The sequence below is a fragment of the Rhodoferax sp. SPJ21 genome (genome assembly GCF_058216335.1).
On sequence record NZ_JBYZMO010000002.1, the window covers coordinates 1,609,288 to 1,622,393 of the forward strand.

Annotated in this window: 8 protein-coding genes; 2 read left to right on the forward strand and 6 right to left on the reverse strand. The window is 62.8% G+C overall.

Features of this window, described 5'->3' with window-relative positions; translation table 11 throughout:
* Positions 1–11: 11 nt before the first annotated feature.
* From AC4BBN_RS15385 to AC4BBN_RS15410, 6 genes are all read right to left on the reverse strand, one after another.
* Positions 12–3,800 carry a hybrid sensor histidine kinase/response regulator gene (locus AC4BBN_RS15385; RefSeq protein WP_490592834.1) on the reverse strand — a complete coding sequence of 1,263 codons (3,789 nt, stop codon included), beginning with the start codon at positions 3,798–3,800 and terminating at the stop codon, positions 12–14.
* Positions 3,801–4,068: 268 nt separating this feature from the next.
* On the reverse strand, positions 4,069–6,780 hold the full coding sequence (locus tag AC4BBN_RS15390) for a response regulator (protein ID WP_490592835.1): 2,712 nt from the start codon (positions 6,778–6,780) through the stop codon (positions 4,069–4,071).
* On the reverse strand, positions 6,768–7,859 hold the full coding sequence (locus AC4BBN_RS15395) for a SpoIIE family protein phosphatase (RefSeq protein ID WP_490592836.1): 1,092 nt from the start codon (positions 7,857–7,859) through the stop codon (positions 6,768–6,770). The genes AC4BBN_RS15390 and AC4BBN_RS15395 overlap by 13 nt, the downstream gene beginning before the upstream one ends.
* 2 nt (positions 7,860–7,861) lie before the next feature.
* Complete coding sequence (locus AC4BBN_RS15400) at positions 7,862–8,236, reverse strand: STAS domain-containing protein (RefSeq protein ID WP_490592837.1); 375 nt, start codon at positions 8,234–8,236, stop codon at positions 7,862–7,864.
* A gap of 11 nt (positions 8,237–8,247) precedes the next feature.
* Entirely contained in the window at positions 8,248–9,162 is a 915-nt protein-coding gene (locus AC4BBN_RS15405) for a protoglobin domain-containing protein (protein WP_490592838.1), read from the reverse strand.
* Positions 9,163–9,376: 214 nt separating this feature from the next.
* Positions 9,377–10,021, reverse strand: a complete 645-nt coding sequence (locus tag AC4BBN_RS15410; protein ID WP_490592839.1) for a GntR family transcriptional regulator — start codon at positions 10,019–10,021, stop codon at positions 9,377–9,379.
* A gap of 102 nt (positions 10,022–10,123) precedes the next feature.
* Here AC4BBN_RS15410 and scpA point away from each other — a divergent pair, with 102 nt between their 5' ends.
* Positions 10,124–12,301, forward strand: a complete 2,178-nt coding sequence (gene scpA, locus AC4BBN_RS15415) for a methylmalonyl-CoA mutase (RefSeq protein WP_490592840.1) — start codon at positions 10,124–10,126, stop codon at positions 12,299–12,301.
* 45 nt (positions 12,302–12,346) lie between these two features.
* A partial coding sequence (locus AC4BBN_RS15420) for a GIY-YIG nuclease family protein (protein ID WP_490592841.1) occupies positions 12,347–13,106 on the forward strand: 760 nt, incomplete at its 3' end.

Genomic DNA, 13,106 nt, shown 5'->3' on the forward strand with positions numbered 1-13,106 from the left:
CAGACAGGTTCTTACTTCAGTTCGGCCAGCGCGGTTTCGAAGTCGTAGTTGGCCATGGCTGCCGACACCGTGCGGAAGCTGTCTCCCAGCGCGCCTTGCAGCATGTCTTTGTGCTCTTGCCAGGTGTCCAGGGCTTCTGGGTCACTGTCGGCCAGTTGCCTGCGGATCGTATCCAGCGTGGTTGCCAGCTGTACCGGGTCCACTGCGGTGCTGGATGTTTTGCTGCTGGGTAGTGCAGCCCGTATGGCTTCTACCAGTGCTGCCAACTGGCTTGCGACCGGGGCCAGCAGTACGTCCACGGCTTCGGCGGGCTGCCGGGCTTTCAGGGCAGCCTCCAGCTGGTCTGCGGCATGTTGCAAATCGGTGGCGCCGATGTTGCCGGCCAGACCTTTGAGGGTGTGGGCGTAGCGTTCTGCGGTGCTGAAGTCTTGTGTTTGCACCGCCTGGGCAATATCGCTGGCGGCGTGCGCCTGGCCATGGGCAAATTTACTCAGCATCGATAGATAGAGCGACTGCTTACCCATGACGCGGCGCAGGCCCAGCACGGTGTCCAGTGCCGGGATGTGCTGCGGCACTGCATCAGCAGGCGGCTCGGTCGCAGCCTCTGGCGGGGGGGCGTCTTTGCCTAGGCCGCTGCGGGGCAGTATCCATTGCGCCAGTGCGCGCCAGAGTTCATCGGGTTCTATGGGTTTGGCAACGAAGCCGTTCATGCCGGCGGCCAGGCAGCGCTCGCGGTCTGCTTGCATGGCGTTGGCGGTCATGGCCACGATGGGCAGAGCGGTCAGCGCGGTGCCATCGCCCAGCCGGCGAATCGCCTCGGTCGCGGTGATGCCGTCCATTACCGGCATCTGCATGTCCATCAGCACCAGGTCGTAGGCCACCTTTTGGACCATGTCCACGGCCATCTGTCCGTTGTCGGCCATATCCACATGGAAACCTGCGTACTGCAGCAGCTCGCCGGCCACCTGCTGGTTCAGCAGATTGTCTTCCACCAGCAGAATGCGTGCACCGCGCAGAGGCGCCAGGCTGCGCAGTGCAGTGCTGGCGTGCGTCGCCATGTCATCGGTTGGGCTGAGTGTTGCGTGCTTCCCCAACGCGTTGACCATGGTGTCAAAGAGAAGCGAGGGGCTGACAGGCTTGAGCAGCACATTGGGTACGTGCGCCTCACGTGCGCCCAGCATGACCTCTTCGCGGCCAAAGGCCGTGACCAGCACTACCTCAGGTTCAGCTGGCAGCTTCAGGGCACGCAGGCGTTGTATGGCTTGCAGCCCGTCCATGCCGGGCATTTGCCAGTCCATCATCACCAGATCGAAGGGGCTGCTGCCTTGGGCGCAGCTACGGACGGCTTCCAATGCCAACGCGCCGCTGGAGGCGGTTTCCACCACAAAATCCATGCTGCGCAGCATTTCGCTGAGCACCGTGGCCGCAGAGTCGTTGTCGTCCACCACCAGTACCCTGCGGCCGCGCAGCTGCATGTCGGCCAGGCGTGGGCGTGCCACCCTTTGACCCAGCCCCATGCGGGCCGTGAACCAGAAGCTGGAGCCCTGGCCCAGCGTGCTGTCCACGCCGACCTGGCCCCCCATGAGTTCTGCCAGGCGCTTGCAGATCACCAGCCCCAGGCCCGAGCCACCGTACTGCCGGGTGGTGGAGCTGTCGGCCTGGCTGAAGCTTTGGAACAGGCGACCTATCTGCTCGGCGCTCAGGCCAATGCCGGTATCGCGCACGGTGAAGCGCAGAACCACGCCGCTGGGTGCGTACTCCTGCACGCGCACCGAGATTTCAATCTCGCCATGTTCGGTGAACTTGATGGCATTGTTGGCATAGTTGATGAGGATCTGGCTCAGCCGCAGCGGGTCGCCCACCAGCTGCTGTGGTACCTGCGCGGGCAGGTCGCAGACCAGCTCCAGGTTTTTGGCCTGGGTCTTGTCGGCAATGACGGTGACCACATTGCCTAGCACCTGCTCCAGGTCGAACGCTATGTGCTCTACCTGCAGCTTGCCGGCCTCGACCTTGGAGAAGTCCAGGATGTCATTCAATATGCCCATCAGGTGCTGGCCTGACTTATAGATCTTTTGCAGGTAGTCGCGCTGGCGTGGGTCCAGGTCGGTTTTCAGCGCCAGGTGCGACATGCCGATGACGGCGTTCATGGGCGTGCGGATTTCGTGGCTCATATTCGCCAGGAAGTCGCTCTTGGCCTGGCTGGCCAATTCGGCGGCTTCTTTGGCCTGGCGCAACTCGGCGGCGGTGGCGCGTCGGATGGAGATGTCTTCATACACCCACACCACGCCTTCTTTCAGTTTCTGTGGGTCAACCGCGCGGCCGTAGGTGTGCACCCACAGCGTCGATCCGTCCTTGCGCCGAAGCTCCACGTCACCCGAGAAAACCCCGCTGGCCTGCATGGCCGGGTTGACCCGCCGGCGGATGGCGGACAGGTCTTCCTTGGACAGGAACAGCTCCTTGGTTCCGCGTTGCAGCAGCTCGCCGGGGCCGTAGCCAAACATGCGCTCCATGGCCGAGTTGCAGCGCTGGATGTTGTGGTCCACGGCGAACATCACGCCCAGGCTCACCGATTCAAAAATGGTTTCTTGCTCACGCAGCGCCAGCGCCAGGCGTTCTTCGTACTGCTGCCGTGCCCGGTTGGTTTGCAGCAGGCTTTGGTTCATGTCGTTCAGCGAGCCCAGCAGCTGGCCCATCTCGTTGTTGCCGTGCGGCAGCGGGGAGTCGTACAGATTTCCGGCGGCAACCTGGCGTGCAATCTGCACGGCTTGCAGCACCGGCTCGCTGATGGAGCGACCTATGAAGTAGGCCAGTACCGCCAGCACAAGGTACAGCAAGGCGACCACGGTCAGCAGTGTGTACTTGGTGGCGGTGAGTGCATCCAGGCGCTGCTTCAGGCTGCTTTGCAGCGCCAGAAAGGCCGCGTCGGTGAACTGGCTTTGGGTGTCGATGATCTCGTTCAGGGTCTGGAAATCGTCGGGCGCATTGCGGCCGAAGATATCCGGCTGCAGGATGTGGGCATGCAGGTTCTTGTGTATGCGCTGCCAGTGGAAGCTGCTAGCCAACACCGGCGTCTGCAGCGGTTCGCGGAAGTCTGCGTTGGCCCGCACGGCTTTCTCCAGCGTGTTTTGCAGCTCGTCGAAGTCGTCGGTGATGCGGCCCACCTGGGCCGTCAGGTAGTTGCGCTCCTCGGCCGATACATCGGTCTTGCTGATCAGCTCCGTGCCCATGTCACGCACCTGCGCCAGTGACTCCAGCAGCGCGGGGGATTCGATCAAGGCCGCACGCTCCAGCAAGTAACTCTCGGCATGCGGGTCCAGGTTCAGGCCGAAGTCGTCGGCCAACTGGTCGTTGATCTTCATCAGCAGACGTATCAGCGCGGTGTGCTGGGCGAAGCTCTGATCCTGCATCGGGTGCTTGCTGTCCAGCGTGTCCTGCAGGTCCATCCATTCGGACTGGCATTGTTCCCACAGGGCGGAGATCACCGGTGTGCGGATGCTGGGCAGCTGCGACTGGACCCGCGCCATCGCCGTGTGGACGCCAGCCCGCGCGTCGCGCAGACCTGCGGGTTGGCTGCCGGCCGAGGCTTGCGTCACCAGTCCACGGTGTTTTTGCAGCTGCATCGCCAGTGCCAGTACCGAGCGTATCGGCGGTACGCCCTGTAGTTCCTTGTGCAGTGCGTCGGTGGTGGCGTTGGCCTCGCGCAGGTACAGCGCCATGGGCAAGGCGATCAGCACCAGGCTGAGCAAGCCCAGCAGGGCTACTTTCTGCGATATCAACCGCCGGTTCAGCCAGGCTTTCATGGTGCGCTGTTTCTATTGCGGTGATGGTGTGCAGTATGGCGTTCGCGTTGATGTGCATTTGCTGCACATTTGATAGCTGCTTGTGCAGTATTTATATGCGCTAGAGGCCATTTTTATATATTTCATATCGGCTTGTAGACGGACTTGTTCTTTGCTTGCACCACCACGGGGCGGGCTGTCAATATACCGAACACCCGGCGGATTGGAACCCAGCGTGCACTGAACATGTTGAACAACTGGCCCATAGGCAACCCCCGCCTAGCTTGTGTCAGACCGGCATGGCCTGGGCCAGCTCGGCCAGTGCCAGTTCGAAGTCGTAGTCCCGAAGGGCAGCCTCCATGTCGGCATGGCGTGGGCCCAGCAGCACCCTGAAGGGCTCGCGGTAGCGCTGGAAAACATCGCGCGCATCGGGGTCGTTGTCTTGCAGCTGGAGTACGAAGCGCTGCATGACGTCGGCAGGTATGGGGTCTGTAGCCCGGGCAGGGGCTGGCGTTTTGCCCAGTATCGATTGGGTGGCTTGCACCAGGATGTCCAGCGGCTGCTGCAGCAATTGCAGCAGGGTTTCCACTTCGGTCGGGCTGCGTTGGTCTCTGATGGCCAACTCGACCTGGGCTGCGGCTTGCTGCAAGCCCATGGCGCCAATCGTGCCTGCCGCACCGCGCAGGGTATGGGCTAGGCGCTCGGCAATGGCTGGGTCATTTTGCTGCAAGGCCAGGCGTATGCGTGTGCAGCAGTCATGCTGCCCGTCTATGAATTTACCCAGCATGCTGCCGTAGAAGGACTCTTTGCCCATCATGTGTTTCAGCCCCATGGCGGCGTTCAGCCCGGGTACCTCCCGCAGCCGGCTGGTCAGTGAGGGGCCAGTGTCGGATGGGGATGGTGCGGTGGATGCCGTGCCGCCCAGCCCTGCACGCGGGCGTATCCAGCGCGCCAGGGCTCGCCAGAGTTCTTCGGGGTCTATGGGCTTGGCGATAAAGCCCTGCATGCCGGCGGCGGCGCAGCGCTCACGGTCTGCTTGCATGGCGTTCGCCGTCATGGCCAGGATGGGCATCTGGGCGAAATCGGGATTCGCGCGCATTGCCAGCGTGGCGTGGATGCCGTCCAGCACCGGCATTTGCATGTCCATCAGCACCACGTCAAAAGCCTGTTGCAGCGGCCGCGCGCTCACCATGTCGATGGCGATCTGGCCGTTGTCGGCCAGGCTGACCTGGAAGCCCGCTTCTTGCAGCAGCTCGTTGGCCACCTGCTGGTTCAAGGGGTTGTCTTCTACCAGCAGGATGTGTGCGCCACGCAAGGGTGCCAGAGCGGCCAGGGCCGAGGTGCCGGCCAGCGATGCATCCCGTGGACTGGCCTGCGGTGGGCGCGCTTCCAGCAGGCGCATCATGGTGTTGAACAGTACCGAACCGCTGACCGGCTTGTGCAGCAGCTCGTCGATAAACGCCGCATGTTGACCATCCACTTCGCTGCGGCCATACGCGGTGACCATCACGCGGCACGGCAGCACGGGTAGGCCCAGCGCCTCCATGCGCTGGGCGACCTCCAGCCCGTCCATGCCGGGCATTTGCCAGTCCAGCATCACGATGTCAAAGGGCGTACCTGCGTTGGAGGCCAGCTGCAAGGCGTCCAGCGCCTGTGGGCCGGACGCAACCGAGGCCACGCTCAGGTTCAGCGCGGCCAGCATGTCTACCAGCACGGTACGGGCGTTGTCGTTGTCATCCACCACCAGCACCCGGCGTCCGCGCAGGTCGATACTGGGGGCCAGCCAGCGCGGACGCTGCTCGCCCAGGCCCAGCCGGGCGGTGAACCAGAAGCAGGAGCCCTTGCCCTTATCGCTGTACACGCCCACCTTGCCGCCCATCAGCTCGGCCAGGTTTTTGCTGATGACAAGCCCCAGGCCGGTGCCGCCGTACTGGCGGGTGGTCGAGCTGTCAGCCTGGCTGAAGCTTTGGAACAGGCGGCCGATCTGCTCCGGCGTAAGGCCTATGCCGGTGTCGTGTACCTCGAAGCGCAGCAGGGCCTGGGTGTCGCTGCGCTCTTCCATGCGCACGACGATATCGATCTCGCCCACTTCGGTGAATTTGATGGCGTTGTTGGCATAGTTGATGAGGATCTGGCCCAGCCGCAGCGGGTCGCCCAGCAGGCTTTGCGGCACGTCGGCTGGCACCTTGAACACCAGCTCCAGGTTCTTGCTCTGCGCTTTGTCGGCCACCACGGTGGCGACGTTTTCTAGTAGTTGGTCCAGCTCGAAGGCGGTGTTTTCCACGCGTAACTTGCCGGCCTCTACCTTGGAGAAATCCAGTATGTCGTTCAGTATGCCCAGCAGGTGCTGGCCGGACTGGCGGATTTTGAACACATAGTCGTGCTGGCGCGGGTTCAGGTCGGTCTTCAGCGCCAGGTAGGACATGCCGATGATGGCGTTCATGGGCGTGCGGATTTCGTGGCTCATATTGGCCAGGAAGTCACCCTTGGCCCGGCTGGCCGCGTCGGCCGTATCCTTGGCCATGCGCAACTGCTCCAGCATGGCGCGCATATCGCTCTCGGCCTGGCGGGACTCCAGAAACAGTTCTTCGCGCGACTTTTCTGCAAACCGGGCACGCAACGCATCCAGGCGCTCAGGGCGCAGTGTTTGCTGCAGGGCAAAGAACAGGCGCAGGCCATGGCGGCCGTCTTTCTGGAAGGCTTCACTGCTGTGCACCAAGCCGCGCAATACCAGCGCTGGCACCGGCAACGGCGTGCTGGCGCTGAAGCTCAGGCTGGCGAAATCGCGTGGCCCCAGGCGGTAGATATCCATGGCCAGCTGCGGTGCCTGTCCATGGGTCAGTAGCCAGCGGCACATCTCTGAGGTACAGGCCGCCATGGGCGTGCAGTGTATGGATGGACCTTCGATATCCAGCAGGGCATGCAAGACCTTGCTGCGCGCTTCCAGGCAGGAGTGTGCCGCATACAGCGACAGCTGGCCTATGCTGGCTACCGCCTGCACTTGAGCACGATGCAGCTGGCATCGTCCGTGGCTTTGCTGCCTTCGCGCAGCATATGTTCGGCAATTTGCTGCGCAGTACCCAGGCGGGTGCGGCGCAGCATCTGGCTGCTGATGGTTTCGCGTATGCCGTCTGAATAGAGCAGCACCACATCATCGGCTTGCAGCGGGAAGCGTTGTACATGCGGCGAAGGGAAGCGTTCGCCCAGCACGCCGTCGCGTGAGATCCCGGCCCAGGGTGTGGTCCCAACGCAGCGGATGCGGATATTGCCCACGCCGGCAAACAACAGCTCGCCGCGCACCGCATGCACAAAGGCCACAGCCGCAGCTGCGCCCACTGTGCCTATGCAGTACTGGTGCATGCGCTGTAGCAGCTGGTCTGGCTGGGTGCTGTTGGCCGTGCGCACCAGGTTGGCCAGCGGCTCGGCTACCGCATGGGCGCGCTTGCCGTGGCCCGATGCATCGATACAGGCCAGCAGCAGGCCGTCTGGCACCTGCTGTACCACCGTGCTGTCACCGCACAGGTACTGCGGGTAGCAGGGACGGTTGAGTTCGGCCAGATCGAAGGTGAGCTTAGGGCTTGGGCCACTTGCCGGGGCGGGTACGGTGGGCAAGGGTGTAGGGCTGGGCCGCAGCGCAGCCTTAGCGAGTGCCATGGTGTGGGCGGATTGGCCTAGCCATTTACGGGTTTGCACCCTGCAGCCCTGGCCGGGCGCGGAAGCGATATGGAATTCGGACACCATACGGCGCACGCCGCTCAGGCCCAGGCCCAGCGTGCCTGAGGAGCTGTAGTGTTCCTCCATGGCTTGGTCCACGTCGGCAATGCCCGGGCCAGCGTCTTCGGCCACGATGTCTACGCCGTGGAGGTAGCCGCTGTGCACGGGCTGGATGCGGATATGGCCCTGGCCCGCGTATTTCAGGATGTTGCTGCCCAGCTCGGCGACCACGGTGGCCAGCATTGACAGGTCTACCGCCGAGTACTGCGCCAGTGCTGGCATACGCCCCACGTGGGCCACGGCCATGCGCAGGTCCAGTGCCGACTGGATGCGGAAGGCGGCGCTGTCGTGGGTGCTGCCAGCCATGGTCAGCGCAGGTTGTGGGACGCCAGCAGCGCGAAGGCGTCCTCCATGTGCATGCAAAACTGCTGGTCGCCGATGCTTGCACCGGCCTGGGCCAGAAAACTGGCAATGCCCGGATTCAGCGCCACAAACACCACCTGCGCGCCCAGGAAACCCATCACCCGGGCCAGCGCCTGGATGCGCGAGAACTCATGCAGGTCCAGCACCGGCACAGCAGAGAAGTCGATCACGGCCGCTGGCAGCCGCTTGTCCACCAGGCGCTCGGTTACGGCCTGGTGCAGCGCGTCAAAGCTTTCGTCCCGCAAATCAGCCTGCATGGCCACCACCAGGCAGCCCTGCACCTCGGTCATGGAGACGCTGTGGAGCATGCTGGCAGACATGTCAACGCCCCCTACAGCCCGCTCCGGGGGCGCAGGCTACCCACGAGTTGGGCCGTGGCGCTTGCATCGCTCGCGCTCACAGCGCGCAGTGCCAGCTCGAACGCGTCGCGCAAAGTGGCGGTGGTGCGCACCTCACCAATCACCACGCCCAGCTCGACCATGGTGCGGGCGATGGAGGGCGACACGCCGGAGATGATGGACTCGCAGCCCATCAGCCGGGTGGCCTTTGTGATTTTGATCAACTGGTTGGCCACGCCGGTATCTACCGAGGCCACGCCGCTGATGTCCAGCACAAAGACTTTGGAGCGGCTCTCGGCGATCTTGGTCAGTGTCTTGTTCATGATCTCGGCCGTGCGCATGGTGTCGATGATGCCCACCAGCGGTAGCAGCAGAATGCCCTCCCAGATCGGCGTGACCGGGGTGGACATCTCCATCATCGCCCGGCTATGGTCGGCGATGCGCTCGCGGGCGATGCGCGAGATGGTGTCTATCACCAGAAAAGTGTCCATCTTCAGCTGCTTGCTGATGGACAGGGCCATGTCCAGCACCTCCTCAGTGGGCAGCTCAGTGGTGCGCAGCTTTTGCACCAGCATCTGGTAGAACATGCTGACACCGGCAAAGTAGATGTCGTTGGGCAGTTCGATATGGGCGTGGATGGCGCCCACATGGGTGCAGCGGGCCACGTAGAAGTCGTTGATCTCGGCGGCAAAAAACTGCTGCCAGTGGCGTACCTGCAGCTTGCGCACGCGGCCCACGTTGTCGCTGTCGGGGAAGAACTGCAGGTATTCCGGCTGCTTGCGCAGCCACACATACCACTCCTCCACAAAGGCCTCCAGCTCGGGCTCAATGATGCTGCCCGCCTTGCGAACATGGTCTACATCGTGGGGGGTGATATTGAACTTTTCCAGCAACTCGTGCGATGTCATGGGGCTCCTTGGCGATGGCTCTGGCAGGGGGGCGGTCCGGACACACGCCGGACGCAGGTATCACCCATTTTGTAGCGCTTTAGATCATTCGCCAAGCCCCTTGGCACCCTGTGGCTTAGGGCGGTCATCTGTTTAGGGGATGATGGTCAAAACATGCGCTGGCGCAGGTTCTATCTGCGCAGGTAGCTACAAATACTGTAGCTTTTGGGGGCCTTCAGGAGGCGGCTTCCAGCCCGTTGTGGAAGTGCTGGTGCATGCACTGGCTGGCGCGTGCGGCGTCCTGGGCCAAAAGGGCGTCCATCAGCGCCCGGTGCTCCAGCAGCGACTCCTGGATGCGGCCGGATTTGAGCAGCGAGTTGTGCCGGTTCAGCTTCATCACCTTGCGCAGGTCGGCCACGATCTGGTCGCGCCAGCGGTTGTTGGCGATCGCCAGCAGGCGCATATGGAATTGCTCGTTGATGGCAAAGAACTGCTCGCGGTCATCCACAGCAGCTTCCAGCTCGGCGTGCAGGGCTTGTAGCTCGGCGCGCTGCGCGGGGGTGGCGCGGGCGGCCACCACGCCAGCCGCGTCGGACTCCAGCAGCGCCAGCAGGTGGTAGACATCGGCCAAGTCGGCATCTGACACCTCGGTCACATAGGCGCCACGGCGCACCTTCATGGTCACCAGGCCCTCGGTGGCCAGTACCTTTAACGCTTCGCGCAGCGGCGTGCGGCTGATGCCGTATTCCTCTGCCAGCTTCAGCTCATCGATCCAGCTGCCGGGCTCCAAAGTGCGCGCGAAGATGCGCTGGCGCAGCAGCTCGGCCACTTCTTCATAGAGCGCGCGGGGAGTCAGTGGGGTAAGGGTGGTGACAGCCATGGGCCGGATTCTACGTCAGAAAATAATTCTGAATTTATAATTATGAATGCAGTAAACTGCTTCTCAACGCCGCCGAGTCCCCCGTTTCATGAGCCTTCATCCATGAGTCACACCGCACCTGAATTCAGCCCCGCCACTCTCGCGCAATGGGCCAAAGCCGCCGCCAAGTCGGCGCCGGGCGGCGATGTGTCGGCGCTGGACTGGCATACGCCCGACGGCATTACCGTCAAGCCGCTGTACACCGCCGAGGACACGGTTGGCCTGCCGTACACCCACACCTTGCCCGGCTTCGAGCCCTATCTGCGTGGCCCGCAAGCCACCATGTACGCGGTGCGGCCCTGGACCATCCGCCAGTACGCGGGCTTCTCCACTGCCGAAGAATCCAATGCCTTCTATCGCAAGGCTTTGGCCGCCGGTGGTCAGGGCGTGAGCGTGGCGTTTGACCTGGCCACCCACCGTGGCTACGACAGCGACCACCCGCGCGTGACCGGCGACGTGGGCAAGGCCGGCGTGGCCATCGACTCGGTGGAGGACATGAAGATCCTGTTCGACCAGATCCCGCTGGACAAGGTCAGTGTGTCCATGACCATGAACGGCGCTGTGCTGCCGGTGCTGGCTGGCTATGTGGTGGCGGCGGAAGAACAGGGCGTGCGCCAGGACCAGCTCAGCGGCACCATCCAGAACGACATCCTCAAAGAGTTCATGGTGCGCAACACCTACATCTACCCGCCGGCGCCCAGCATGCGCATCATTGGCGACATCATCGGCTACACCGCGCAGCACATGCCGAAGTTCAACTCGATTTCCATATCGGGTTACCACATGCAGGAGGCGGGCGCCAACCAGGCGCTGGAGCTGGCCTTCACCCTGGCAGACGGCAAGGAATACGTGAAGACCGCCATCGCCACCGGCATGGATGTGGATGCCTTCGCCGGGCGGCTAAGCTTCTTCTGGGCCATCGGCATGAACTTCTACCTGGAAGTGGCCAAGATGCGCGCCGCGCGTCTGCTGTGGTGCCGCATCATGAAGGGCTTTGACGCCAAGAGCCCGAAGAGCCTGATGCTGCGCACCCACTGCCAGACCAGCGGCTGGAGCCTGACCGAGCAAGACCCGTACAACAACGTGGTGCGCACCACCATCGAGGCCATGGCTGCAGTGTTCGGCGGCACGCAAAGCCTGCACACCAACAGCTTCGACGAAGCCATTGCCCTGCCCACCGAGTTCAGTGCCCGCATTGCCCGCAACACCCAGCTCATCATCCAGGAAGAGACCCACATCCCCCATGTGATCGACCCCTGGGCCGGCAGCTACATGATGGAAAAGCTCACCCAGGACATGGCCGACGCCGCCTGGAAGATCATTGAAGAAGTCGATGCCATGGGCGGCATGACCAAGGCCGTGGACAGCGGCTGGGCCAAGCTGAAGATCGAAGCCGCCGCCGCCGAAAAGCAGGCGCGCATTGACTCGGGCAAGGACGTGATCGTCGGCGTCAATAAATATAAGCTGCAGACCGAAGATGCCATTGAAAGCCGCGACATCGACAACGTGGCCGTGCGCGACGGCCAGATTGCCCGCCTCAAAATTATCAAGCAAAAACGCGACTCCGCGCAGGTAGAGCGAGCGCTGGCAGCTATCACTTCTGCAGCAGAATCAGGTGAAGGTAATCTGTTGGCCCTGAGCATAGACGCCATCCGCGCCCGCGCCACCGTGGGTGAGGTCAGCGATGCGCTGGAGAAGGTCTACGGCCGCCACCGCGCCGATACGCAAAAGGTCACCGGCGTGTACGCTGCAGCCTACGACTCAGCCTCGGGCGAAGGGGACACCATGGAATTCTGGGACGCTCTCAAGGCCGACATCAACGCCTTCGCCACCGAGTTTGGCCGCCGCCCCCGGGTGATGGTCAGCAAGCTCGGCCAGGACGGCCACGACCGGGGCGCCAAAGTGGTAGCCACCGCCTTTGCCGACCTGGGCTTCGACGTGGACATGGGCCCGCTGTTCCAGACCCCCGAGGAATGCGCGCGCCAGGCGATTGAAAACGATGTGCACGCCGTGGGCGTATCGACACTTGCAGCAGGCCACAAAACCCTGGTGCCCGCCATCATTGCCGAGCTACGCAAGCAGGGCGCGGACGACATCATCGTCTTCGTCGGCGGTGTGATTCCCCGGCAAGACTACGACATGCTGTATGCGGCGGGCGTGAAGGGGATCTACGGGCCGGGCACACCGATTCCGGTGAGTGCGCGGGATGTGCTGGAGCAGATCAAGAAGGTGCAAGGATGAGCGTCCTGTGTGGGCTGGTTCCGATGAAGTCCTGAGCCATCTGGAATGAAGCCTTTTTTTGTCTATCTCCTGCGCTGCGCTGACGGCTCCTACTACGCGGGCCAAACAGACGATATGGATGCGCGCATGCACCAGCACGCCGCTGGCCAAATAGGCTACACCTCCAGCAGAAAGCCGTTGGAGCTAGTCTGGCAAGGCGAGTTTGAAACGCGGGAAGCCGCTATTGCGTTTGAGCTACAGATCAAGGGCTGGTCCCGAGCCAAGAAAGAGGCCTTGGCGCGTGGCGACTGGGACCGTGTCAAAGAGTTGGCAAAGTCTCACAACACCGTTCGGGCTGAGCTTGTCGAAGCCAACATCAAAGAGTTAGCCAAGTCTCATAATTCCGTTCGGGCTGAGCCTGTCGAAGCCTTCCTGGGCCTACCTCAAGGATCACCAGACTCGCCACCACCAACCGTTCGGGCTGAGCTCGTCGAAGCCAACATCAAAGAGGTAGCCAAGTCTCACAACACCGTTCGGGCTGAGCTTGTCGAAGCCAATGCAGGCCCTTCGACGGAGCTCAGGACAGGCCCTTCGACAAGCTCAGGGCGAACGGTGGTGGGTGAGCAGGTGATGGATGTGGGGCGTCCTATTGTCCAGGGTCACGCCATCGCCAAGTCGCACGGACAATCGGACCCACCACTACCGTCCGTTCGGGCTGAGCCTGTCGAAGCCTTCCTGGGCCTACCTCAAGGATCACCAGACTCGCCACCACCAACCGTTCGGGCTGAGCTCGTCGAAGCCAACATCAAAGAGGTAGCCAAGTCTC

What these genes read in the sequence shown, in the direction of transcription:
- AC4BBN_RS15385 (WP_490592834.1), bottom strand. Translation starts at nt 3,800, where the DNA reads ATGAAAGCCTGGCTGAACCGGCGGTTGATATCGCAGAAAGTAGCCCTG.
- AC4BBN_RS15395 (WP_490592836.1), bottom strand. Translation starts at nt 7,859, where the DNA reads ATGGCTGGCAGCACCCACGACAGCGCCGCCTTCCGCATCCAGTCGGCA.
- AC4BBN_RS15400 (WP_490592837.1), bottom strand. Translation starts at nt 8,236, where the DNA reads ATGTCTGCCAGCATGCTCCACAGCGTCTCCATGACCGAGGTGCAGGGC.
- AC4BBN_RS15405 (WP_490592838.1), bottom strand. Translation starts at nt 9,162, where the DNA reads ATGACATCGCACGAGTTGCTGGAAAAGTTCAATATCACCCCCCACGAT.
- AC4BBN_RS15410 (WP_490592839.1), bottom strand. Translation starts at nt 10,021, where the DNA reads ATGGCTGTCACCACCCTTACCCCACTGACTCCCCGCGCGCTCTATGAA.
- scpA (WP_490592840.1), top strand. Translation starts at nt 10,124, where the DNA reads ATGAGTCACACCGCACCTGAATTCAGCCCCGCCACTCTCGCGCAATGG.